Source organism: Erythrobacter sp. (assembly GCF_023653175.1).
GTDB lineage: Bacteria > Pseudomonadota > Alphaproteobacteria > Sphingomonadales > Sphingomonadaceae > Erythrobacter.
Window position 1 is genome coordinate 1 of sequence record NZ_JAMNXL010000019.1, and the last position, 23,229, is coordinate 23,229.

Genomic DNA, 23,229 nt, shown 5'->3' on the forward strand with positions numbered 1-23,229 from the left:
AGCGCTCGGCGGTTGTGCCGAGAAGTGGCCAGAGGATGGGCGCGCATGGCTAGAGGATCGCCTCGCTAAAGGGCCGAGCGGGTTTGATTGTTACCACTCTCCTTGGAATGAAGAGGTGGGCATCCCTGTTCCCTCGCCGAGCGTGCTCGATGGCCAGCAATGTTCGCCCGCTTCATCCGAGATGCTTTGGTTTGCCAGTGACGACGCCGTCAACGTGGTCGCCCGTTGCAAGGCGGCTGGCCACACATTCGAGTTTTCGGTGACGGCGTTCAGCGCCGAGCACTACTACGATGGTTATCACTGCAACTATGCTGCGGCCCCCTTCGGTGCCGTATTGCCACCGCTAGGCGAGATGACGAGCCGGGGCACCGCAATGGATGGCGAATTCAGGCCTTATCCCAAATCGCTCTCGCCTAATTGAACCCTGCCTCCATCGGCGCTAAAGGCGGCCCCCTCATGAAACCCTCCGCGCCTCCCCAGACTTACCGGGTCAAGAGCTTCGGCTGCCAGATGAACGTCTATGATGGCGAGCGCATGGCCGAGCTGCTGGCCGAGCGCGGCATCACCCCTGCACCCGAGGGCGAGGAGGCTGATCTCGTCATCCTCAACACCTGCCACATCCGCGAGAAAGCGGCCGAGAAGGTCTATTCGGACATCGGCCGGCTGGTGCTGGCGGGCAAGCAGGCGGAGGCCAACGGAGGGAGGCAGCCGCTGATCGCCGTGGCAGGCTGCGTCGCGCAGGCCGAGGGGGAGGAGATCATGGCGCGCGCCCCGGCGGTCAGCATCGTGGTCGGCCCTCAGGCCTATCACCGCTTGCCCGAGATGCTGGACAAGGCGGTGCAGGGCAAGCGCGCGACCGATACCGACATGCCCGCCATCGCCAAGTTCGACGCGCTCCCGGCGCGCCGCAAGCGCGGGCCGAGCGCCTTCCTCACCGTGCAGGAAGGCTGCGACAAGTTCTGCACCTATTGCGTGGTGCCCTATACGCGCGGCGCGGAAATCTCCCGCCCGTTCAGCCATCTGGTCGCCGAAGCGCAGAAGCTGGTCGAAGCGGGCGCGAAGGAGATCACGCTGCTCGGCCAGAACGTCAACGCGTGGAGCGGCGAGGACGACAAGGGGCGCCGCACGGGCCTCGGCGGGCTGATCCGCGCGCTGGCGCAGATCGATGGCCTCGCGCGCATCCGCTACACCACCAGCCACCCAAACGACATGGAAGAGGACCTCATCGCCGCCCACGGCGAGATCGCCAAGCTCATGCCCTATCTGCACTTGCCGGTGCAGAGCGGCAGCGACCGCGTCCTCAAGGCGATGAACCGCCAGCACACCGCGCAAAGCTATCTCAAACTGATCGAAGCTTTTCGCGCCGTGCGGCCCGACATCGCGCTGTCGGGGGACTTCATCGTCGGCTTCCCGGGCGAAACCGAGGCAGATTTCGAAGACACGCTAAGGATCGTCGACGAAGTCCGCTACGCCGCGTGCTTCAGCTTCAAATATTCCCCGCGTCCCGGAACGCCTGCCGCTACGATGGACGGCCAGATCGCACCGGAAGTAATGGACGAGCGCCTCCAGCGGCTCCAGCAGCGCATCGGCGCGCACCAGCTCGCCTTCAATCAGGCGAGCGTGGGCAAGACCTGCACCGTTCTGGTCGAGCGCACCGGACGGCATCCCGGCCAGTGGCTCGGCAAGTCGCCGTGGCTGCAATCGGTGTGGTTCGAGGGCCAGGCCGCGATCGGCGATCTGGTCGAAGTGACCCTCGCCGAGGCGGGCCCCAATTCGCTGAAGGGGCTGGTGCGCGAGGTTCTGCCGGCCTAGCGATCCCTCACGAGGTCGTTGGCAATCCGGCCATAGACATTGCTTGCAGGCACGTTCCCGGCGATCGCGTAGGTGTTGCGCAGCAGCGCGAGATCGAAGTCGGTGAGTTCAGCCGGTGCGCCGGCCGGATCGAGGAACAGCGTCATGATCGTCGCCGGCGCGCCGGGGATCAGCTCGCGGACCTCGGTCGTCGGGGCGAGCAGCCGCAGCGTGGCATAGTCGGCAAGCTGCTGCGCGGTCATGCCCTTGGTCGCGTCGCGGTCGATGATCACCACCGCACCGGTCACCCCGATCATGATCGGCTGCTTGAGCCTTCCGGCCATTTCGATGGTGCGGTTCTGCGGCACCTCGCGGTCGTCATACTGGACCAGCATGCCGTTGGTGCCGAGTATCTCGGTCGAGCGCCAGGCGAAGGCAGGATCGCGCGACTTGAGCAGCGCATCGAGCGCGCTCGGGCCAAGGTTGCCGAAAATCCAGCGCTGCTTCTTGCGGGCCTGCGCAAGCTCCTCGCGCGTGTTGCCGGTGAAGATCACGAGCGCGTTGGCCTTGCAGTCGCCCCTTGCCATCGGCACGTCGGCGAGCTTCGCGTTCTCGATGATCCGCCCCGCAAAACTGTCGAGATAGGCGCGGTTGATCCCGGCGACTGCGAGGCACAGCGGCTCGTGGAAGCGCGCGATCGGGCGGTCGGGAGGCAGGCGCCCGGTGACCTGCCGGGCCAGCGTCTGCACCGCCTTCTCGGCGTCGCGGCGTTGGGTCTGGACGAGGATCTCGGTCTCGGGGGCGGGGGCGGGTGCCGGCTCGGGCGCGGTCTGAGCGAAGACCGGCTGTGCCAGCATACAGACCATCGCGGCCGCGGCGGATCGGATGGCAAGACACGGCATTTTACGGAGATTTCCTGTTCTGCGACACTTCGGGTCTATAGTCGCAAGATTTTCATGTCGATAAGCCACCCACACGACTGGCCGACGCAGGTCGACCAATGACATCATTCGCCTTGCCAACGCCGGATCTTGCGTCATGTTCGGCGGGGCAAGCATGAAAGGACCTCATGGGCCGACGACCTTCCCGAGCCGGACACCCGGCGCTCTCGCCCGATCCGCGCGGTATTCCGGCACAGCGGCGTGCGCGCGTCGATCTGACCTTCGAGAATCAGGCCTTGCTCGGCCCCTTGTTCGGGCAGTTCGATTCCAATCTGGTGCAGGTCGAGAACCGGCTCGGGGTGTTCATCCACGCCCGCGGGCACCAGGTGGTGATCGAGGGGCCCGAGGACGACGTCGCCCGGGCGCGCGAGACGCTCAAGACCATGTACGACAGGCTCGCCCGCGGCGAGGCGCTCGATGCTGGCGCGATCGAAAGCCTGATCGCGATGTCGGCCGAGCCGACGCTGGAAGGCATCATCTCGGGCGATGACGGCGCGCCGCCGATCATGATCCGCACGCGCAAGAAAACCATCGTCCCGCGCTCGGCGACGCAGATCGAATATATGCGCGCGCTGGCCAAGGAGGACATCATCTTCGCCCTCGGCCCGGCAGGCACCGGCAAAACCTATATCGCGGTGGCGCAGGCGGTCAGCCAGCTCATCACCGGCTCTGTCCAGCGCCTGATCCTGTCGCGCCCGGCGGTGGAGGCGGGCGAGAAGCTCGGCTTCCTGCCCGGCGACATGAAGGAGAAGGTCGATCCCTATCTGCGGCCGCTCTACGACGCATTGAACGACTGCATGCCCCCCGAACAGGTCGAGCGCCGCCTCGCCAATGGCGAGATCGAGATCGCGCCGATCGCCTTCATGCGCGGACGCACGCTCGCCGACAGCTTCATCATCCTCGACGAGGCGCAGAACACCACCAAGGAACAGATGAAGATGTTCCTCACCCGCTTTGGCCAGAACAGCCGGATGGTGGTGTGCGGCGACCCGCGGCAGGTCGACATCCCCGGCGGGCCGCGGATGAGCGGATTGAACGACGCGGTCGAGAAGCTCGAAGGCATCGAAGGCTTCGGCACGATCCGCTTCACAGCCGCCGACGTGGTGCGCCACCCGATCGTGGGGCGGATCGTCGAGGCCTATGAGGGGAACGGTGAAGGCGACGGGGCCTAGCTTCCCGTCCGGTTCTGCTGGCCGGGAAGTGGACAAAGGTTACAGCCTGTCAACTTTGCGAAGATCGATATTTCTGTTTGATATAAAGAACCTATCCTGTTCCGTGCAGTGTGGACGGACAGGGAAGGGGGGCTTGTTTAACCCTCGGCGGTCTTGCGACCACCCTTACTGCGATGCGAATGAGCCGGCGAAGGTTGTAGCCGATGGAATGCGTGTAGGAAATGTCTGCAACTGCAGGCTGCCTGCCGAAAGCAGACGTTCTGAAAACGACCCCAAAGCGATCACTGGCCTTCCCCGAGTTGGGCTGCGCTAGATGCACGCTTCCGCAATTGCGGCAACATGGCTCAAATCGGTGCCGCAGCATCCACCTAGGACATTGATGTGAGGGAAGCGTTCGCGCAGCCGACCATAGTCTGCGGCGAGTTCGATTGCATTGCCCTTATCGAGATCTTGCATAGCATCGAGTTCCGCATGGCTGCAGCGCGAGGCATTCGCTCTAAGCCCGCCGATACGCCCAACCCAGTCGCCGCCCGACGCCAGCACTGCATCGAAATGGGTCGGATGAGCACAATTGATCATGTAGTAAGCAGGATACGCCTCAGTCGCCGCATCGACCGCCGCAATGGCGCTTGCAAGCGACTGTCCGGTCGGCAGCCGCCCATCATTTTCCACCGTGAAACTTAAGGCAACAGGGCTTTGTGCGGCTCTCGCCGCCAGAGCGATGCCAATCGCTTCGGGCACATTTGTCATCGTGATGCCTGAGACCTGATCCGCACCGGCTGCGACTAATCGTCCGGTCTGATGGGTGTGATATGTCTGCGCTTCATCGACGGTCATGATCCTTCCCGGGTCATAACCGTCGCCGCGTGGGCCGATGCATCCGCTGATGACGATGGCTGGGAGCGCGGCACGATATTCTTCCCGCAGCCGCTGTAGCATGATGATGGCCGCTTGGTTGAGGCTGTCGAGTTCGGGGCCGGTAAGGCCAAGCGGTTCCGCCCAGTCAGGGCTTGCACGCCAGGTCGCGCTTTCCAGGACTATTCCGCAATTCTTCCGAACCGCTAGATCGAGAAAGTCACGGAAGTAGTTCTCTAGTGCCGAGGTGCCGCTCGCCGATGCCAGAAGGGCAATCGAAGCGAAGTGCGGAAGGTCGATTCCGTGGTTGAAGATGAGGTCGGTCTCAAGGCCAGCGTCGGTCAGAAAAATGCTCTGAAGTTGCGGTAGTCTTGCCTGTGGCATGGCGCTCTCCCGACGGCTGTTGATCACTGGGAGTTCATGATAACGGAATTTCTTCCGAAGGTCAGCTTTCCACCCACCCCCCGCCATAACCGCCCAATTTCGCGCTGCCCGAAAGCCGCCGCTGTTCTTTCGCTCCGCTAAGCCATTTCACGCCAGCGTGAACCCGGCTAGAGCGCCCGCTCATGCAACTCGACATCGACATTGAAGACTGGCCTGCGGGCGATTGGGAGGCTTTGGCGATCCGCGCCGCCGGGGCCGCGGGGGAGGGGGAGCCGCTGCTCGCCAACCCGCGCCTCATCGTCAGCCTGCTGTTCACCTCGGATGCCGAGGTTCACACCCTCAACCGCGAATGGCGGCAGCGCGACAAGCCCACCAATGTCCTCAGCTTCCCGATGCTCGAACGCGCGGAGTTGGAAGGCCTCGCCCCCGATGGCCCGCCCGAAATGCTCGGCGACATCGCGCTCGCCTACGAGACCTGCGCGCGCGAGGCGGCCGAAAAGGGCATCACTCTGGAAGCCCACGCCGCCCACCTGATCGTCCACGGGCTGCTTCACCTTGCCGGCCATGACCATGTCGACAGCGACCAGCAGGCCGAGGCTATGGAGGCGCTCGAAACCCGGATACTTGCCAAACTGGGCATCGCTGACCCATATGGCGGCTGACGCAACGCAGGAGCCCCACTGAAGGCCATGGCCGATTCCCATTCGCCCGCCCAATCCCAATCGGGAGAGGCGGACAGTAGCAGCGGACTGATATCCGCGCTTCGCAAGATGCTCGGGTTCGAGGGCGCGCGTTCGTTGCGCGAACAGCTCGAAGAAGCGATCGACGAGCACGAGGACGAGAACGGCGGCCCGGGCGAGGGCGCGGCCACGGGCGGCGACCTGTCGCGGGTCGAGCGGCAGATGCTGCGCAATCTCCTCCATTTCTCCGAACATGATGCCGACGATGTCGCCGTCCCGCGCGGCGAGATCATCGCGGTCGAAGCGACGATCAGCTGGGAGGAGATGGTCGCCGCCTTCTCCGAACACGGCCATTCGCGCATGCCCGTCTACCGCGACACGCTCGATAGCGTGATCGGGATGATCCACATCAAGGATGTCTTTCCCTTCCTCGCCAATGGCACCCCGCCGCCCGAGGACTGGACCACGCTGATGCGCCAGCCGCTCTATGTGCCGCAGGCGCGCGGCGCATTGGACGTGCTCGCCGACATGCGCACGCAGCGGGTGCACCTCGCGATCGTGCTGGACGAATTCTCGGGCACCGACGGGCTCATCACCATCGAGGATCTGGTCGAGGAAATCGTCGGCGACATTGAGGACGAGCATGACGATGCCCCGCCCGAACTGATCACGCCGATCGGCGAGGGCATGTGGGACGTCGACGCGCGCGCCGAGCTTGACGATATCGCCGAGAAGATCGACCCGCGCCTTGCCGAGGTCGCCGAGAGCGTCGACACGCTGGGGGGCCTCGCCTTCGTGCTCGCCGAGGCGGTGCCGCCGGTGGGCACGGTGCTGGAACATGCGAGCGGCTGGCGCATTGAGGTAACCGCGGGCGATGAAACCCACGTCACGCGCCTGCGCCTGCACCCTCCGGCGGGCGAGGAAGACGTGCAGTAGGCGCAACTTTTTGCGCTCTTCCACATATTTTCTTCGATTTTTTGCATCCTATACGTGTGCGCCCGCGTATCTCCTGCAAGTGAGGAGATATGAGAATGCCTGCACGCCGTCTGCCCCCCCTTCGCGCGCTTGAAGCCTTCATGCGCACCGTGCGCCTCGGCTCAGCGCGGGCCGCTGCAGAGGAAATCGGATTGAGCCCCTCGGCGCTGTCGCGGCGGATCAGCAATCTCGAAGAATTTGTCGGCAAAAAGCTGTTCACCCGCGCGCGCCAGTCGATGCAACTGACCGACGAGGGCCAGGCCTTCTATGAGGCGGTGAACCCGCATATGGAAGCGCTCGCCCGGGCGGTGGAGAGCCAGTCGGACAATATCGCTCTGCTGCGCCTGCGCCTTGGCGTGCTGCCGATGTTCGGCAGCCAGCGATTGTTCCCGCGGCTGGGCGAACTGCGCAAGCGTCACCCGCTGCTGCACATCGACATCGACACCGCGCCGCATCTCGAGGATCGGGTGGGCGACACGCTCGATGCGGCGATCATCCTGTCGCGCGGGCCGGCGAGCGGGCTGCACGCGGTGCGGCTCGATCACAATCTCGTCCACGCGATCTGCTCGAAGGAGACCGCGCGCGCGATCGGCCCCGACATCACCCCCGAAGTGATGGCCAAGCAGACCTTCCTGATCCACAACGAACTGCCCGAGAGCTTCGTCGCGTGGAAGAAGGCCAATGCGCTCGACACGATGGATCCGGCTGCGATCGACCACTACGATTCGGGCGCGCTGATGCTCGAGGCGGCAGCGCAGGGCCTCGGCATCGCGATCATGCACGATGATCACCTGCGCCGCGCCAATGACAACCGGCTGATCAACCTGCCGGGTGCGCCGGTGGAGAGCCCCTATTCCTACTGGTTCGTGTGCAAGCCGGTCGCTCTGGAGAGCCGCCCGGTGCGGATTTTCCATGACTGGCTGGTGCGCGCGGGGCTCTAGGCGTGACCCTGGAAGAAGAGAGCGAGCGCGCCACGGCGATGCTCGCGGGCAAGATGGTGGCGCGCGTGATGCGTCACCGCGATGGCGAAGTGCAGATCGAATTCGAATGCGGCACGCGGCTATTCGTGGATGGCGGAACCACGCTCGAACTGACGATTACCTGACCGCCTCTCCGCGGGGTCCGGGCCCGGGTGTCAGTCCGCGCTCTCGACCTTGGGTTCGTAGCGCACTGGGGCGACCGAGTGGGCGAAGGGGCGCAAGGGGTGGCCGCGGATCTCGATCAGCGCATCCTCGATGCGCCGCCGCGCCTCGATGCTGATCGCCTTGCGGCCCTTGAAGTCCTCCGGGCTGAAGGGCTCGAGATAGTGGAGCCGGACCGGGAAGCTGCCCTTGCGCGAGAGGACGCGCTTGGCGTTGTTGAGGCCGCCTTCCTCGCCGATCCAGCCGATCCACTCGGCGACCGGCCCGTAGTCGAGGATTACCGGCTGGACGAGCACACCGGGCGGGGGCGGCTCGAGCACCGAGAGCATCGAGGTCTTGAAGGGGAGCAGCGACTGCCCGTCGGTGGTGGTGCCTTCGGGGAAGACGGTGACCGACCAGTTGTCGACCAGCGCCTCCTTCAATGCGTTGATCTGCTCGGCCACGCCCATGCGGTGCTCGCGCTTGACGAAGACCGTGCGGTTGAGACTGGCGAGCCAGCCGACCACCGGCGCGCTCGCCAGCTCGGCCTTGGCAACGAAGGCGGTGCCGCTCGCGCCCGCGAGCGCGAGGATGTCGACCCAGGAGATGTGGTTGGCGACGAAGAACACGTCGCGCTTCAAATGCGTGCCCACCACCTGCACCCGCGCCCCGCACACCCGCGCGGCGTAGCGCAGGAACAGCATCGGGAAGGGCGAGCCGTAGGAGATGACGCGGTAAAGGTAGTGTAGGGGCACGAACACCAGCAGCAGCGCAATCAGCCCTGCCGAGCGCAAGCCGATGCGCAGCCAGCCGCCCGCGCTGATCGGGGTCACTTCGCCCCGCGCTGCAGCCTGCCGCAGCTCCCAATCAGTCATTGCGCGAGAGCCGCACGCCGTAGAGCTCCATGCGGTGGTCGACCAGCCGGTAGCCGAGCCGCTCGGCGATCTGGCGCTGGAGCGCTTCGACCTCGGGATCGACGAATTCGACGACCTTGCCGGTCTCGACGTCGATCAGGTGATTATGGTGGGCTTCGGGCACCGGCTCGTAGCGCGAGCGGCCGTCGCCGAAATCGTGGCGGTCGAGGATGCCCGCTTCCTCGAACAGGCGCACGGTGCGGTAGACCGTCGCGATCGAGATGCGCGGATCGATCGCCGCGGCGCGGCTGTGGAGCAGCTCGACATCGGGGTGGTCTTCGCTTTCCGAAAGCACCCTCGCGATGACCCGGCGCTGTTCGGTGATGCGCAGGCCTTTTTCCGCGCAGAGTTGTTCGAGATCGATCTTGTGGGTCAAGAAAAGCTCCATCGCCGTGCGCGGTGCCCCTTGCAGGTGCCAGCGCCCCAAAGCATTGCAGCCTCACCCCTACAGGGACGAGGCTGCTTGCTCAAGCGCGCCCGCCGCCCTTTCGACAGGGGCGGTGCGGGTGGCTGTCTGGATCAGACCCGGGTGCGACCCGAAGGGCCCGGTGTCAGACGGTCTTCTTGGCGCGGCGCGGCTTGGGCGCCACGGTGGTGCCCGGCTTGCGGCCGAGGCCGATCTTCTTGGCCAGATCGCGGCGCTTTTCGGCATAGTTGGGCGCGACCATCGGATAGTCGGCCGGAAGGCCCCAGCGCGCACGGTATTCTTCGGGGCTCATGTTGAAATTGGTGCGAAGATAGCGCTTGAGCATCTTCAGCTTCTTGCCGTCTTCAAGGCACACGATGTAATCGGGCTTGACCGAATTGCGGATCGCGACGGCCGGCTGGGGCTTCGCTTCTTCCACAACCGGCGTCTCACCGAGATTGGCAAGTGCCGTGTAGACGTTGGTGATGAGGCTGGGGACATCAGCCACGGCAACATCATTGTTGCTGAGGTGCGCTGCGACGATGTCGCTGGTCAGCGTGATAAGCGTTTCTTTCATATCGATTTCCAAGTCTTGCATGAGTTCCTCACTGGCGTCTTTTTCGCTGCGCCGGTTATTGCGCCATGGCGCAAGTCATTTGGCATAGCAACTAGGTTGCTTTGCCTGTTCGCGATTTCGCGATGAATGGAGTTTCAGCCGATCGAGCGCGCAAAAGTAATCGCGTCGATTCTTTCGCCGTTAGCCATATGGTAATAGTTGCGCCGCTCTCCAATCGGTTCGAAGCCGAACTTGCGATACAGATGGATAGCGGGATTGCCGCGCCGCATTTCGAGAAATACGCGTTCCGTGCCGCGGGTTCGGGCGGCTGCGAAGAGATGTTCGACCAGCGCCGCCCCGACGCCGCGCCGCCGCGCCCCGGGCGTGACCGCGATCAGCAGCAGCTCCTCCTCGTCGAGCACGTGGCGGGTGAGCACGAAACCGGCAGGGGCAGGGGCAGGGTCGGGGCCCTCGGGGATCAGGCGGCCCGCCGCATCGACCACCAGCGCATGGGTGCTCGGCAGGCCGAGCGCATCGGCGACCTGCCGGCGGTTCCAGGCCTCGCCGTAAGCCGGATCGAAGGCCGCCTCCATCACCGCCATGATCCGGTCGAGGAGGTGCGGGCAGGGCGTCATGCGGCCCCCGGCACCTTCATCGGCGTCGCATCGGGCCCGCGGCCATAGATTGGGGCCAGCGCGGGGGTGAGGAGGCCAGGGTCGAGCAGAATGACGGCTGCGGCATCGGGCAGCAGGTCGAGCGCCTCGGCGCCCGTCCCCTCGGCCAGCAGCGCCGCGCGGTTGCCGGCGACGAGCGCGGCGGGCGGGCGGGCGCGGGCGGCCTCGGGGGTGAGCGAGGCGGTCTCGCCCAGCGGCAGCCCGTCGGAGCCGAAATCGGCCACGAACCACTCGCCGTGGCCGCCGTTGGTGCACACCGTCACGCCCCCGCCGGGGGGGCGCGCGGCGAGGGCTTGCGCGGCGATCAGCGCGAGCGTGGGAAAGCCCAGCACCTCGGCCCCCCAGGCAAAACCCAGCGCACGCGCGGTCGCAAGCCCGATGCGCACGCCGGTGAAGCTGCCCGGGCCGAGGCTGACGAGGATCCGCTGGCAGCGCCCCTTGTCCGGCAGCGCGGCGATCATCGGCACCAGCGCCTCGGCATGGCCGCGGCCGAGAATGCGATGGTCGTGCGCGATACTCGCCTCGCCCTCGAAAAGGGCGATGGAACAGGCCTCGGAGGCGGTTTCGATGGCAAGCGTCCGCATCGCATCGCGCCCTGCCTCAGCGCAGGAGCGCGCGCAAGCGGGGATGCGCGTCAGGCGATGCGGTTGAAGGTTGCGAAATCGGGGCGGGGCGAGCGCGGGAAGATGCTCGCCGGATCGCCATAGCCGACCGAGCAGATGAAGTTGACCCGGTGGCGGGGTTCATCGGCGAAGAAGGCGGCATTGACGGCAGCCACGTCGAAGCCCGACATCGGCCCGCAATCGAGCCCGAGCGCGCGCGCGGCGAGCATCAGGTAGGCGCCTTGCAGCGAGGAGTTGCGGAACGCCCCTTCCTCGCGGCCGGCCTCGTTGCCCTCGAACCAGCTCTTGGCGTCGGTGTGCGGGAACAGCCAGGGCAGTTCCTCGTGGAAATCGATGTCGTAGCCGATCACCGCGGTCACCGGAGCGGCGGCGACCTTGGCCTTGTTGCCTTCGGAGACGCATTCGACGAGCTTGGCCTTGGCCTCCGGCGACTTGACCCAGACGATCCGCGCCGGCTGCATGTTGGCCGAGGTCGGCGCCATCTTCACGAGATCCCAGATCGCGTGAAGCTGCTCATCGCTGACGGGCCGGTCAAGCCAACCGTTGTAGCTGCGCGCCTCGTCGAACAGCTGTGCGAGCGCCTCGGGCGAGAGCGCGTGATCGTGGAACTGCGTCGTCATGCGGCGCGCACTTCGGTGACCTCGGGGACGTAGTGCTTCAGCAGCCCCTCGATCCCGTGCTTGAGGGTCGCGGTGCTCGACGGGCAGCCCGCGCACGAGCCCTGCAAGGTGAGGTAGACCACCCCGTCACGGAAACCGCGATAGGCGATATCGCCCCCGTCTCCGGCGACAGCGGGGCGCACGCGGGTTTCGAGCAGCTCGTTGATCGCGGCGATGACGTCAGCGTCCTCGGCACGTTCCTCGACGGCGAGATCATCCTCGGGCGCGGGTACAGCGATGCCGTTGGCGGTGCCGGGCGTGAAGAGCGGGGCCTCGGAGACGAAATGGTCGAGCAGGATCGCGATCACCTGCGGCCGCAGCGCGCTCCAGTCGGCGCCTGGCGCGGCGGTGACGGACACGAAGTCCGCGCCGAAGAACACGTTCACCACCTCGCCCGTGTCGAAGATCGCGCTCGCAAGCGGGCTTGCCTCGGCAGCCTCGGGGGTGGCGAATTCGCGGCTGCCTGCGGCCATGACGGTCTGGCCGGGCAGGAACTTCAGTGCCGCGGGGTTGGGGGTGGTTTCGGTCTCGATGAACATGGCCTCCATCTAGGGTGCGCCCGCGCGAGGGGCAAGGGCAAGTCCCGCGCCTTGCCCGACGCTCGCGCGCAAATCGCGAAAAGCATTCACTATCGCTTCAGACTTTGCCGCCTTATAGTGCCCCCATGACGTCTTTCTCCCGCGCCTCGCGCGTGCTCGCCCTCGTTCTTGCCCCGCTGGTCGCGCTGCAGCCGTTGCTTGCCGACGAGGCGGCGGCGCCCGCTCAGGACAAGACCAACAAGCGGGTCGTCAACGTCCCGCATGGCACGACCCAGGCTCCGGCCCCGGCCGCCTCTCCGGCGCCGGTCGCGCCCCCGGTGCCCGCGCCGCAGGCTCTGCAGACCGGCAGCACCGTGCCGTGGCTCTACCGCGGCTCGGACATTCCGGTCGATGACGAGTGGCTGTTCGGCGAGATGAAGAACGGGCTGCGCTATGCCGTGCGCCGCAACGGCGTGCCGCCGCGCCAGGTCTCGATCCGGGTGCGCATCGATGCAGGCTCGCTCCACGAGATGGACAACGAACAGGGCTTTGCCCACCTGCTCGAACACCTGCTGTTCCGCGAGAGCAAGTATCTCGGCAAGGCCGAGGCGATCTCGGCCTGGCAGCGGCTGGGCGCGACCTTCGGCAACGACACCAATGCCGAGACCACGCCGACCCACACCGCCTACAAGCTCGACATCCCCAATATCGACGATGCCAAGCTTGCCGAAAGCTTCAAGCTGCTCTCGGGCATGATCCGCGAGCCGGTATTGTCCGACGGCAATGTCGGGGCCGAGCGCCCGATCGTGCTCGCCGAAAAGCGCGAACGCGGCGGGGCGGCGCAGCGGACCGGCGATCTCACTCGCCAGACCTTCTTTGCCGGCCAGCGGCTCGCGGTGCGCAATCCGATCGGCACCGATGCGACGCTGAACGGCGCGGACGGTGCGGCGGTGCAGGCCTTCTACGACCGCTGGTACCGGCCCGAGAACACCGTGATCGTGGTCGCGGGCGATGCCGATCCGATGGTGCTCGCCGGGCTTGTGGAGCAATGGTTCGGCGATTGGGAGGGCACCGGCACGCCGGGCGTCGCACCCGACTTCGGCGATCCGGTCGCGCCCAAGGGCACCCCCAAGCCGGTCGGCGGGCTGCCCCCGATCGGGGAATTGGCAGTCGCTGTCGAACCCGACCTGCCGCGCAGCCTTACCTACGCGATCCTGCGCCCGTGGCGCCCTGTTCAGGACACGGTCGTCTATAACGAGGGCCTGATGACCGATGCGGTGGCGCAGGCGATCATCAACCGCCGGCTCGAAAGCCGCGCGCGCGGGGGCGGGAGCTTCCTTTATGCGCAGGTCCAGCAGGACGATGTCTCGCGCTCGACCGACGCCACCTTCGTGACCTTCGCGCCGCTCTCGGCCGACTGGAAGGCCGCGCTCGCCGATGTGCGCAGCGTCATCGCCGATGCCATCGCCAACCCGCCCACGCGCGAGGAGATCGACCGCGAGGTCGCGCAGTTCGACGTGGTCTTCGCCAACGGGGTCGAACAGGAAAGCGTGCAATCGGGCAGCGATCTGGCTGACAATCTCGTCAACGCGGTCGACATCCGCGAGACTGTCGCCGCGCCTGAAGTGGTGCTGGGGGTGCTGCGGGGCATGAAGCCGCGCCTCACGCCGGCGGCGGTGCTCAAGCGCACCCGCGCATTGTTCGAGGGCACGGTGACGCGCGGCGTCTATGTGACCCCTGCCGCGGGCGAGGCCGATGTGCCCGCGATCCGCACCGCGCTCGCCAGCAAGGCGGCGGCCGACGCTTCGGCGCGGGTGGGGGGCGCCGCGATCGCCTTTGCCGACCTGCCCCCGGTGGGCGCGCCGGGCGCCATCGCCGCGCAGACCCCGCTCGGGGTGCTCGAGGTCGATCAGGTCGATTTTGCCAACGGCGTCAAGGCGCTGCTGTGGTCCAACGATGCCGAACCCGGCCGCGTCACGGTGCGCGTGCGTTTCGGCGCGGGCTGGCGCGCCTTCGACGCAGGCAGCGCGGTCTATGCCGATCTCGGCCAGCAGGCGCTGGTCGGCTCAGGGCTGGGCGAACTCGGCCAGAACGAGATCGACCGGCTGGCCTCGGGCCGCAAGCTCGGCTTCGATTTCGCCATCGACGATGCGGTCTTCACTTTTACCGCGCAGACCCGTGCGGAGGACGTCAACGACCAGCTCTACCTGTTTGCCGCCAAGCTCGGGATGCCGCGCTGGGACAAGGAGCCGGTGCTGCGCGCTAAGGCCGGGGCGGAGCTGGCCTACAACACCTATGCGACCAGCCCCGGCGGCGTGCTCAACCGCGATCTCGAATATCTCGTGACCGGCGGCGACGGGCGCTTTGCCACCCCCGATCCGGCTGCGCTCAAGACTGCCACGCCTGAGGAATTCCGCAAGGTGTGGGAGCCGCTGCTGAAGCAGGGCCCGATCGAGGTGCTGGTGTTCGGCGAGTTCGATAAGACCAAGGTGATCGAGCAGCTGCGCCGCACCTTCGGGGCGCTCGGCCCACGCGATCCGATCCCCGCCGATATCGCCGCGCGCGTCCCCGGTTTTGCCCCGGCGGCCGAGAAGCCCACGGTCGTCACCCACCGCGGCGATGCCAACCAGGCCGCGGCCGTGGTCGCGTGGCGCAGCGGGGGCGGGACCGAAGACTTGCGCGAAAGCCGCCAGCTCGAAATTCTCACCCAGTTATTCAACAACCGGCTGATGGACGCGCTGCGCGAACGCGCCGGGGCGAGCTATGCGCCGCAGGTGTTCTCGAGCTGGCCCGCCGATCTTGCCAGCGGCGGCCGGATCACCGCGGTCGCCCAGCTCGAGCCCGCCTTCGTGCCGACGTTCTTCGCCGAGGCCGACAAGATCGCCGCCGACCTTGCCGCCAATCCGCCCACCGCCGACGAGCTTGCGCGGGTGACCGAGCCGCTCGCGCAGCTGATCCGCCGCGCTTCGACCGGGAACCAGTTCTGGCTTTACAACATTGAGGGCGCGACCCGGGACCCGGTGCGCATCGGGATGCTGCGCTCGTTGCTGCCCGATTACTCGCAGACCACGCCTGCCGCGATGCAGGCGCTGGCGGCGCGCTATCTGGTGCAGGACCGCACCTTCCGCATGGCGATCATCCCGGAAGGCCAGACCCTCGCCGAGGCGGCGCCTGCAGGTGCGGGTGCAAATCCTGCGCAAGAGGCGCTGGTGGGGCGTTGATCGTTCCGCCCGCTGACAGTGGGCGAGAAATAAAGTTGTGCCGCGTGGCATTGCCGCTTTACACTTCGGCCTGCGCTCGGGTAGCGGGCGCGGCCTTCGCGGTGTTGTCCGCGCGCGCTTGAATGGAAAGAGTGAAGACCGTGCCCGAGACCTGGACCCCCGAGAGCTGGAAGGCCCACGAAGCGCGCCACCTGCCGCATTACGAGGATGCAGCGGAACTGGCCGAGGCGGAAAAGACCCTCTCGTCCTATCCCCCGCTGGTCTTTGCGGGTGAGGCGCGCGCGCTCAAGGCCGATCTGGCGCAGGTCGCGGGCGGTCACGGTTTCCTGCTCCAGGGCGGCGACTGCGCCGAGAGCTTCGCCGAGTTCCACCCCAACAACATCCGCGACACGTTCCGCGTGCTGCTGCAGATGGCGGTGGTGATGACATTCGCTTCCAAGCGCCCGGTGGTGAAGGTCGGACGCATGGCGGGCCAGTTCGCCAAGCCGCGCTCTTCGGCCACCGAGACGATCGACGGCGTGACCCTGCCGAGCTACCTCGGCGACAATATCAACGGGATCGAGTTCGACCCCGTCAGCCGCCGCAATGATCCGGCGCGCATGGTGAAGGCCTATTCGCAGGCCGCCGCGACGCTCAACCTGCTGCGCGCCTTTGCGGGCGGGGGCTATGCCAACCTCAGGCAGGTGCACCAGTGGACGCTCGATTTCATGGGCCGCACGCCCTGGACCGAGAAGTTTGCCCAGATGGCCGACCGCATCGGCGAGGCGCTCGATTTCATGGAAGCCTGCGGGATCGATCCGGGCACCGTGCCGCAGCTGAAGGGTACCAGCTTCTATACCAGCCACGAAGCGCTGCTGCTGCCCTACGAGCAGGCGATGAGCCGGCGGGATTCGCTCACCGGCGATTGGTATGCGACCAGCGCCCACATGCTGTGGATCGGCGATCGCACCCGCTTCCCCGGCTCGGCCCACATCGAATTCGCGCGCGGGATCGGCAATCCGCTGGGCATGAAGTGCGGGCCCAGCCTCGAGCCTGATGCGCTGCTGCGCCTGCTCGACGATCTGAACCCCAAGCGTGAGGCGGGCCGCATCACGCTCATCAGCCGCTTTGGCCACGACAAGGTCGAGGACGGGCTGCCCAACCTGGTGCGCGCCGTCATGCGCGAAGGCCACCCGGTGGTGTGGTCTTGCGATCCGATGCACGGCAATGTCGTGAAGTCCGACTCCGGCTTCAAGACCCGCCCCTTCGACCGCATCCTTCGCGAGGTGAAGGGCTTCTTCGCCGTCCACCGCGCCGAAGGTTCGCACCCCGGCGGCATCCACATCGAGATGACCGGGCAGGACGTGACCGAATGCGTCGGCGGGGCTGTGGCGATCACCGAGGAACGCCTCGGCGACCGCTATCACACGCATTGCGATCCGCGCCTCAATGCCGAACAATCGCTCGAGCTTGCCTTCCTTGTGGCCGAGATGCTCAACGAGGCGGCGGGCGGCGGGCGCGTTAACGAGGGGCACGCCCACGCTGCCTGACGGGCGCAATTTTGCCCAGGAACCTGACAGGTGTGATGATTTTACGATAGCCCCACGTCTAGCAAGCGTCTTTCCTGCGTCACGGGAGGCGGGCATAAGTCCGCTTGCCGGCGCAAACTTGGACGGGAGGTGTGCGCGTGCATCGCAGCGAGTTGCAGAATGCCCCGAAGGGCGCTGGCGCCGCCGCGGCACTCGCGGCGCGTTTCCGCAGCACCCGCGCGCTGACCGAAGCGCTGGTCGCGCCGCTCAGCGATGCCGATGCCTCGATCCAGTCGATGGAGGATGCGAGCCCCGCCAAATGGCACCTCGCGCACACGACGTGGTTCTGGGAGACCTTCCTGCTGCGCGAGCACGCGCCGGGATACCGGCTTCACGACGAGCGCTGGCCGTTCCTGTTCAACTCCTATTACGAGGCCGAAGGCGCACGGATTGCGCGGGGATCGCGCGGGATGCTCTCGCGGCCGACCCTTGCCGAGGTGCTCGAATGGCGCGCCCATGTCACCGCGGCGATGGAGCCGCTGCTCGGCGATCCGGCGCTTGGCCCCCTGATTGCGCTCGGTATCGCGCATGAGGAACAGCATATCGAGCTGCTCCTCACCGACATCAAGCACGCGCTGTTTCAGAACCCGCTGGGCCCTGCCATGTGGCCTGACGCGGGAAAGGGGGAGGCGGCCGCTGCGACCCCGGCTGCTGCCTCCCCCGCCTGGCAAGCGCACCCCGGCGGGATTGCCTTGGTCGGGCACCAGTCGAACGACTTCGCCTTCGACAATGAAGGCCCGCGCCGCCGCGTCCTGCTCGAGCCCTTCGCGCTCGCAGACCGGCTGGTGACCAACACCGAATGGGCGGACTTCATCGCCGAGGGCGGCTATCGCAATGCGCGCGTGTGGCTCGCCGACGGCTGGGGCTGGGTGCAGCGCGAGGGGATCCGTGCGCCGCTCTACTGGGGCGAGGACGGCACGCATTTCACCCATCAGGGCTGGCAGGCGCGCGATCCGGATGCGCCCGTCACCCACATCTCGCATTTCGAGGCCGATGCCTTCGCCACCTGGGCGGGCGCGCGGCTTCCGACCGAGTTCGAATGGGAAGCGATCGCACGCGGGCAGGACTCCGCCTCGCCCGCGCCCGCGCATGATCCGGCGGGCGGCAACCAGCTCGATGCGGCAGGCCCGGTGCTCCCCACGGGCGCGCCCGGACTGTTCGGCGATTGCTGGCAGTTCACCCGCTCGGCCTATCTGCCATACCCGGCTTTCCGCGTCGCCGAGGGCGCGGTGGGCGAGTACAACGGCAAGTTCATGAGCGGGCAGGTGGTGCTGCGCGGGGCGAGCTGCGCCACGGTGCGCGGCCACTCGCGGCCCTCCTACCGCAATTTCTTCTATCCCCACCAGCGCTGGCAGTTCACCGGCCTGCGCCTTGCCAAGGACGCCTGAGATGACGAAGCCGGCAGGCCTCAAGCTGGTCGAACGCGATGCGGGCGGGGTCGATCTCGCCTTCCGGGCCGATGTGCTGGCGGGCCTTGCGGAAGCCCAGAAGGCGATCCCCGCGCGCTGGTTCTACGACGATGCGGGCTCGCAGCTGTTCGAGGACATCACGCAGCTCCCCGAATATTACCCGACCCGCGCCGAGACCGAGATCCTCTCGACGCGCGCAGCCGAGATCGCCGGGCTGATCGGCGCGGGCCGCGCGGTGGTGGAGTTCGGCTCGGGCTCCTCGGTCAAGACCCCGCTGCTGCTGTCGGCGATAGTGCCGAGCGCCTATGTGCCGCTCGATATCGCGGGCGATTTCCTGCGCGCCTCCTCGGCCGCGCTTTCGGAAAAGTTTCCCGGCCTTCCGGTCCTTCCGGTGGAGGCCGATTTCATGCGCCGGGTAGAGCTGCCCGCCGAGGTCGCCGATCTGCCCAAGCTTGGGTTCTTCCCCGGCTCGACCATTGGCAACATGATTGCCCGCACCGCGACCGACCTCTTGCGCACCATGCGCGCGACGCTGGGCGAGGGGGCGCTGCTGCTGATCGGGATGGATCTGGTCAAGGACGAGGAAACGCTGCTCGCCGCCTACGACGATGCGGCGGGGGTGACGGCGGCCTTCAACATCAACCTGCTTGAGCGCGTCAACCGCGAGCTCGACGGCGACATTCCCGTCGACGCCTTCGCCCACGAAGCGCGCTGGAACGACGCTTTCGCGCGGATCGAGATGCATCTGGTTGCGCGCCGCGACGTGAGCTTCGCAGTCAGCGGCCAGAGCTTCGCGATGGACGCCGGAACAAGCATCCACACCGAGAACAGCCACAAGTTCACCAAGCGCTCAGGGCAAATGCTGCTCGCCGCTGCCGGGTGGGAGCCGCTGGCGCGCTGGACCGACGCGGACAAGCGCTTCTCGCTGGTGCTCGCCGAATCCCGTCCGCCGCGCTCGGCACCCTGAAACCTGCGCGCTCGAAACCTCTTGTGGTTTGAGGCGTTGGCGCGGGATGGACGGAACCACAGACATTCTCATCATCGGCGGCGGAATGGCGGGGCTCTCTGCGGCCACCGCGCTTGCCGCCACCGGGCAGCGCATCATCGTGCTCGACAAGGGCCGCGGGCCCGGCGGGCGGATGGCGGCGCGGCGGGTCGAGATCGCCGGGCAGCAGGTGAGCTTCGATCACGGCGCGCAATATTTCACCGCCCGCGATCCAGCCTTTCGCGCGGCGGTAGCGGCGTGGGAGGCGGCGGGCGTCGCCGCGCGCTGGCCGGCAGCGGGCGCGGAGGCCTGGGTCGGCACCCCCGGCATGAACGCCTGCGTCAAACACATGGCCGCAGGGTTGGACGTGCGCTGGAATATGCGCGCCGAGCGGTTGCTGCGTGATGGGGCGCTCTGGCGGGTCGAAATGGGCGAGGAAGTCTTCACCGCCGCCACCGTGCTCGTCGCCGTGCCTGCCGAACAGGCCGCAGTGCTGCTCGCCGAAGCCGCGCCGGACTTTGCCGCGCGCGCCGCAGCGGTTGCCTCGGCACCGTGCTGGGCGGTGATGGCAGGCTTCGCCGCGCCCCTTCCGCTGGCCGACACCTTCCGTTCGGACACCGGCCCCATCAGCTGGGCCGCGCGCAATTCCGCCAAGCCGGGGCGCAGCGGCGCAGAGACCTGGGTGATTCATGCGAGCCCGGCGCGCAGCCGCGAATTGGTCGACGCGCCCAAGGACGAGGCCGCGCGCATTCTGCTCGCCGACTTCTTCAGCGCCAACGGCGCGACGCCCGCCACGCCCGTGCACCTCGATGCGCACCGCTGGCTCTATGCCCAGCCCGAAGCCCGGAAGGGCGAGGGCCCGCTCTTCGACCCCGATTTGCGGATCGGCATCGCGGGCGACTGGCTGCATTCCCCGCGCGTCGAAGGGGCGTGGCTGTCAGGCCGTGCGGTGGCGCAAGCTCTGCTTCAGGAGCGGCTCGCCAGCACGTCGTAGTGGTGGCCGCGGCCGTATTTCGCGAAGCGCGTGAAACCGGCGGCCCGCAAGCGTGCCTCGATCTCGCCCGCGCTCGCCCAGCGGTCGTCGACCTCGTAGAAGATCGCCTCGACCCGCGCGAAGCTTGCCGTCTTGACCAGTTCGGCGATCACCACGGCTTCGAGCCCCTCGACGTCGATCTTGACGAACATCGGCAGGTCGCCTGCTAATAGCGGATCGAGCAGCGGCGCGTCGATCGTCTCGATGGTGACGCCGCCCACTCCCGAACCGCTCTCGCGCCCGGCGAGTGTCGCCGTGCCGGTGTGATCGGGCGCGACGTTGATAGTCACCTCGCCCGCGCTGTCGGCGATGGCGAGCAGGTGCAGCACAGTCCGCGTTGCCCCGCCATTGAGCGCCACGTTCGCGGCCAGCCGGGCGTGGGTGGTGGGCACGGGCTCGAAGGCGATCACCTGGCGGCAGCGCGGGTTCTGCGCGGCGATCAGCGAATAGAGCCCCTGATTGGCGCCGATGTCGACGAACACGAAGTCTTGGCTCTGCCCCAGCAGCAGGTCGGCCAGATCGCGGCCATAGGTGCCGAAGATGCAGTAGCGGAAAGTGGTGTCCTGCCAGTTGGGCACCATCAGTACGCCATAGGCCGAGCGCACCGGCCCGTCGCCGCGTGCCGCCATCAGCGGCGAGAGCGCGGCCGCCTTCAGCTTTCGCGCCGTCTTGACCACGCCGTAGCGCCAGAATGCAGCAAGATCAGCCAAGCGGGGCTCCTTCGAGAAAGGCGGTGATCGCTTCTGCCGCCCGCTCGGCCGAGGGGCGGTCCGACAGCGAGAAGGTCGCATCGATCAGCGCCTGCTGTGCCGGGACATAGGCGGGATGGGCGGCCACCGCAGCATCGATTTTGTCGAGCAGGCCGTCGGCACTCTCCAGCACCGGCCCAGCCTGCCAGTGCAGGTAATTGGGATCGCCGCGCCAGCGGGCGCCGTGGCTGTTGAGGAACAGGCAAGGGCGGGGGGCGCGCAGGAATTCGTAGACCTGGCTGCTGACATCGCCGAGGTAGATGTCGGCGCGGTTGGTATAGCTCATGTCGCTGCTCGCGCCGCTGCCGGTATCGATGTGGATGCGGGGCTCGCGCGCATATTCGGCGCCGGGGGGCTGGACGCGGGCGAGGCTCGGCGGGTCGATTGTCACCACCCATTTGCGTTCGAACAGCATCACATGCGGCGCGAAGATCAGGTTGTAGCGATCCTGATGGCGGAACGCTTCGAGCACCGCCGCGCCGTGTTTGAACCAGCTTGAGAGCTTGGGCGAGGGGTGGGGGTTGTAGATCACCACCGGGCGCTCGGGCGCGGGGAAGGTGTCTGCAAAGCGGTTGTTCGCGCACAGGTCGAACTTGGGATAGCCGACCAGCGCGATCTGTTCGGGCTTCAATCCCGCATCCGCGATAAGCCGGTCGCGGATCTTGGGGCCCGAGACCAGCACCAGATCGAACTTCGCGCTTTCGGGGTTGAACCCGATCGCCCGGTCGCCCGCGCCGTGGCGTGTGTGGATCAGTTTTACGTCGTTCAGCCCGTAGCGGGTCTTGAGCAGCAGCGTCGTCTTTTCCGAGACCACCACGGCATCGAAGCTGCGGAAGAAATCGAGGTTGTCGCGGTAGATGAGCAGCTTGGTGGCGGGCACCAGCCTCTCCAGCATAGCGGCAAGCGCCTGCGACCCACCGCGCTTCAGCCCGAGCTGCACCAGTTCCATTCGCGCCAGCAGCGCCGGATCGGCCTGCCGCTCGATCTCGGCGCGCACGCCCTCGCGGGCATAGGCGAGGGTGACGTGATGCTCGCCCCGCGCCGCCAGCGCCAGCGCGATGGGGAGTGCGTGGGCAAGCTGGTGGGTCTGGTCGTGGTTGAACAGGAAGCAGATGCGCTTCATGCGGCGGCCGTTCCCAGCAGCCGCTCCGCAAGAGCGTGGTCCTCGGGCTTGTCGACATCGACGCCCATGCGCCCGTCTGACAGTACCACCGGCGTGGCGCTCGCGCCGAGTTTCGCGCCCGCCGCCGCCAAGGCCTGCGTTAGCGTCATCTGGCGCAGCAGCAGCCTGACCATCAGCACCGGCCCGAAATGGGCGGCGAGGCGCAGCACGGACTTGCGGTCGGCCTCGACCTTTTCCCAGAACTTCAGAGCGTTCACGCTCCCGCCGCCGGTGAGCGCGAAGAGGTTCGCGCCGGTGAAGGCGCCGTCCCTGAAGGTCAGCCAGGTGCGCTTGTTCGGGCCGACCGCGCGTTCCAGATTGCCGCGCTCGACGAAGGCGACGCTCACATCGCTGCGCCCCGCGCCTGCGACGAATTCGGCGATGGTGGCGGGGGTGAGCATCACGTTGTCGGCAGTGGTGACCAGCAGCGGCAGGCCGATTGCCGGGTCTTCCACCGCGCCCAGCACCGATCCGCTGATCGTCGGGCCAGAGACGCGGAAGGCGATTGTCGGTTCCTCCACCGCCCAGGCAAGATCGCGGTGGGCGCGCAGCTGCAGCGTGTTCTGGGCGAGCACCACGATCCTCGCCACCTCAGGCGCATCGAGCAACGCCTCCAGCACCCGGTTCAGCATCAGCTCGCCCGCGACCGGGATCAGCGCCTTCATCTCGGTGCCGAAATGGGCCGCCATCGGGTCGACCCCCGGGCGCTGGCCGGCCAGCACGAGCGCAGTCCAGCCATTGGGCGGTGCAGTCATGGCGAAAGGCAACCTCGGCAAGCGGCGGAGAAGGGGGCGCCTGTCCCTTTCAGCCGCCGCTCCCGTTTGTCAAGAAAC

Annotated in this window: 24 protein-coding genes; 12 read left to right on the forward strand and 12 right to left on the reverse strand. The window is 67.0% G+C overall.

Annotation, left to right across the window (positions count from 1 at the left end; translation table 11 throughout):
• Both NBV68_RS04065 and miaB read left to right on the forward strand, forming a co-directional pair.
• Nucleotides 1-421, forward strand: a 421-nt coding sequence (locus tag NBV68_RS04065; protein ID WP_296307453.1) for a hypothetical protein, incomplete at its 5' end; no start/stop codon positions are given.
• 35 nt (nt 422-456) lie between these two features.
• Nucleotides 457-1,812, forward strand: a complete 1,356-nt coding sequence (gene miaB, locus NBV68_RS04070; protein ID WP_296307454.1) for a tRNA (N6-isopentenyl adenosine(37)-C2)-methylthiotransferase MiaB — start codon at nt 457-459, stop codon at nt 1,810-1,812.
• On the opposite strand, the gene NBV68_RS04075 is transcribed toward miaB, so the two are convergent.
• Complete coding sequence (locus NBV68_RS04075) at nt 1,809-2,648, reverse strand: hypothetical protein (protein WP_296307456.1); 840 nt, start codon at nt 2,646-2,648, stop codon at nt 1,809-1,811. The genes miaB and NBV68_RS04075 overlap by 4 nt on opposite strands.
• 212 nt (nt 2,649-2,860) lie before the next feature.
• Here NBV68_RS04075 and NBV68_RS04080 point away from each other — a divergent pair, with 212 nt between their 5' ends.
• Nucleotides 2,861-3,904 carry a PhoH family protein gene (locus tag NBV68_RS04080; RefSeq protein WP_296307457.1) on the forward strand — a complete coding sequence of 348 codons (1,044 nt, stop codon included), beginning with the start codon at nt 2,861-2,863 and terminating at the stop codon, nt 3,902-3,904.
• Between the two features lie 309 nt (nt 3,905-4,213).
• Here NBV68_RS04080 and NBV68_RS04085 read toward each other — a convergent pair whose 3' ends face one another.
• On the reverse strand, nt 4,214-5,170 hold the full coding sequence (locus NBV68_RS04085; RefSeq protein WP_296307458.1) for a homocysteine S-methyltransferase family protein: 957 nt from the start codon (nt 5,168-5,170) through the stop codon (nt 4,214-4,216).
• 155 nt (nt 5,171-5,325) lie between these two features.
• On the opposite strand from NBV68_RS04085, the gene ybeY reads away from it, so the two are divergent.
• From ybeY to NBV68_RS04105, 4 genes are all read left to right on the forward strand, one after another.
• Complete coding sequence (ybeY, locus tag NBV68_RS04090; protein WP_296307459.1) at nt 5,326-5,805, forward strand: rRNA maturation RNase YbeY; 480 nt, start codon at nt 5,326-5,328, stop codon at nt 5,803-5,805.
• Between the two features lie 27 nt (nt 5,806-5,832).
• Nucleotides 5,833-6,759 carry a hemolysin family protein gene (locus tag NBV68_RS04095; RefSeq protein ID WP_296307461.1) on the forward strand — a complete coding sequence of 309 codons (927 nt, stop codon included), beginning with the start codon at nt 5,833-5,835 and terminating at the stop codon, nt 6,757-6,759.
• Nucleotides 6,760-6,854: 95 nt separating this feature from the next.
• On the forward strand, nt 6,855-7,739 hold the full coding sequence (locus NBV68_RS04100; RefSeq protein ID WP_296307462.1) for a LysR substrate-binding domain-containing protein: 885 nt from the start codon (nt 6,855-6,857) through the stop codon (nt 7,737-7,739).
• A 2-nt stretch (nt 7,740-7,741) separates the two neighbouring features.
• Complete coding sequence (locus tag NBV68_RS04105) at nt 7,742-7,903, forward strand: hypothetical protein (RefSeq protein WP_296307464.1); 162 nt, start codon at nt 7,742-7,744, stop codon at nt 7,901-7,903.
• Between the two features lie 30 nt (nt 7,904-7,933).
• Here the strand turns inward: NBV68_RS04105 and NBV68_RS04110 are convergent, their stop codons facing one another.
• The 7 genes from NBV68_RS04110 to NBV68_RS04140 form a co-directional block, all read right to left on the reverse strand.
• The gene (locus tag NBV68_RS04110; protein WP_296307466.1) at nt 7,934-8,794 is read right to left on the reverse strand and encodes a lysophospholipid acyltransferase family protein; all 861 of its coding nucleotides are present in this window, start codon (nt 8,792-8,794) and stop codon (nt 7,934-7,936) included.
• Entirely contained in the window at nt 8,787-9,209 is a 423-nt protein-coding gene (locus tag NBV68_RS04115) for a Fur family transcriptional regulator (RefSeq protein WP_296307468.1), read from the reverse strand. Before NBV68_RS04115 ends, NBV68_RS04110 begins: the two co-directional genes overlap by 8 nt.
• Nucleotides 9,210-9,384: 175 nt before the next feature.
• Nucleotides 9,385-9,837 (reverse strand): MucR family transcriptional regulator, encoded by a 453-nt coding sequence (locus NBV68_RS04120; RefSeq protein WP_296307470.1) that lies wholly within the window; start codon nt 9,835-9,837, stop codon nt 9,385-9,387.
• 113 nt (nt 9,838-9,950) lie between these two features.
• Nucleotides 9,951-10,430, reverse strand: a complete 480-nt coding sequence (locus NBV68_RS04125; RefSeq protein ID WP_296307471.1) for a GNAT family N-acetyltransferase — start codon at nt 10,428-10,430, stop codon at nt 9,951-9,953.
• Nucleotides 10,427-11,053: a tRNA (adenosine(37)-N6)-threonylcarbamoyltransferase complex dimerization subunit type 1 TsaB gene (gene tsaB, locus NBV68_RS04130; protein ID WP_296307473.1), complete on the reverse strand. Its 627-nt coding sequence runs from the start codon at nt 11,051-11,053 to the stop codon at nt 10,427-10,429. The genes NBV68_RS04125 and tsaB overlap by 4 nt, the downstream gene beginning before the upstream one ends.
• Nucleotides 11,054-11,103: 50 nt before the next feature.
• Entirely contained in the window at nt 11,104-11,712 is a 609-nt protein-coding gene (locus tag NBV68_RS04135; protein WP_296307474.1) for a malonic semialdehyde reductase, read from the reverse strand.
• Complete coding sequence (locus NBV68_RS04140) at nt 11,709-12,290, reverse strand: NifU family protein (RefSeq protein ID WP_296307493.1); 582 nt, start codon at nt 12,288-12,290, stop codon at nt 11,709-11,711. The genes NBV68_RS04135 and NBV68_RS04140 overlap by 4 nt, the downstream gene beginning before the upstream one ends.
• 125 nt (nt 12,291-12,415) lie before the next feature.
• Between NBV68_RS04140 and NBV68_RS04145 the strand changes: the two genes are divergently transcribed.
• The 5 genes from NBV68_RS04145 to NBV68_RS04165 all read left to right on the forward strand — a co-directional run bounded on the left by NBV68_RS04145 (nt 12,416) and on the right by NBV68_RS04165 (nt 20,446).
• Entirely contained in the window at nt 12,416-15,490 is a 3,075-nt protein-coding gene (locus NBV68_RS04145) for an insulinase family protein (RefSeq protein WP_296307476.1), read from the forward strand.
• A 140-nt stretch (nt 15,491-15,630) separates the two neighbouring features.
• Entirely contained in the window at nt 15,631-17,019 is a 1,389-nt protein-coding gene (locus NBV68_RS04150) for a class II 3-deoxy-7-phosphoheptulonate synthase (protein WP_296307477.1), read from the forward strand.
• A gap of 152 nt (nt 17,020-17,171) precedes the next feature.
• Entirely contained in the window at nt 17,172-18,446 is a 1,275-nt protein-coding gene (egtB, locus tag NBV68_RS04155) for an ergothioneine biosynthesis protein EgtB (protein WP_296307494.1), read from the forward strand.
• A 1-nt stretch (nt 18,447) separates the two neighbouring features.
• A complete protein-coding gene (egtD, locus tag NBV68_RS04160) occupies nt 18,448-19,434 on the forward strand; it encodes an L-histidine N(alpha)-methyltransferase (protein WP_296307479.1) in 987 nt (328 codons plus the stop codon).
• Nucleotides 19,435-19,480: 46 nt separating this feature from the next.
• Complete coding sequence (locus tag NBV68_RS04165) at nt 19,481-20,446, forward strand: FAD-dependent oxidoreductase (RefSeq protein ID WP_296307481.1); 966 nt, start codon at nt 19,481-19,483, stop codon at nt 20,444-20,446.
• Here the strand turns inward: NBV68_RS04165 and NBV68_RS04170 are convergent.
• From NBV68_RS04170 to NBV68_RS04180, 3 genes are read right to left on the reverse strand one after another with little or no spacing between them, the layout of a single operon-like run.
• On the reverse strand, nt 20,419-21,195 hold the full coding sequence (locus NBV68_RS04170) for an FkbM family methyltransferase (RefSeq protein ID WP_296307483.1): 777 nt from the start codon (nt 21,193-21,195) through the stop codon (nt 20,419-20,421). The genes NBV68_RS04165 and NBV68_RS04170 overlap by 28 nt on opposite strands.
• Nucleotides 21,188-22,357, reverse strand: coding sequence for a hypothetical protein (locus NBV68_RS04175; protein WP_296307485.1), 1,170 nt, complete (start codon nt 22,355-22,357; stop codon nt 21,188-21,190). The genes NBV68_RS04170 and NBV68_RS04175 overlap by 8 nt, the downstream gene beginning before the upstream one ends.
• Nucleotides 22,354-23,151 (reverse strand): nucleotidyltransferase family protein, encoded by a 798-nt coding sequence (locus NBV68_RS04180; RefSeq protein WP_296307486.1) that lies wholly within the window; start codon nt 23,149-23,151, stop codon nt 22,354-22,356. The genes NBV68_RS04175 and NBV68_RS04180 overlap by 4 nt, the downstream gene beginning before the upstream one ends.
• Nucleotides 23,152-23,229 lie beyond the last annotated feature (78 nt).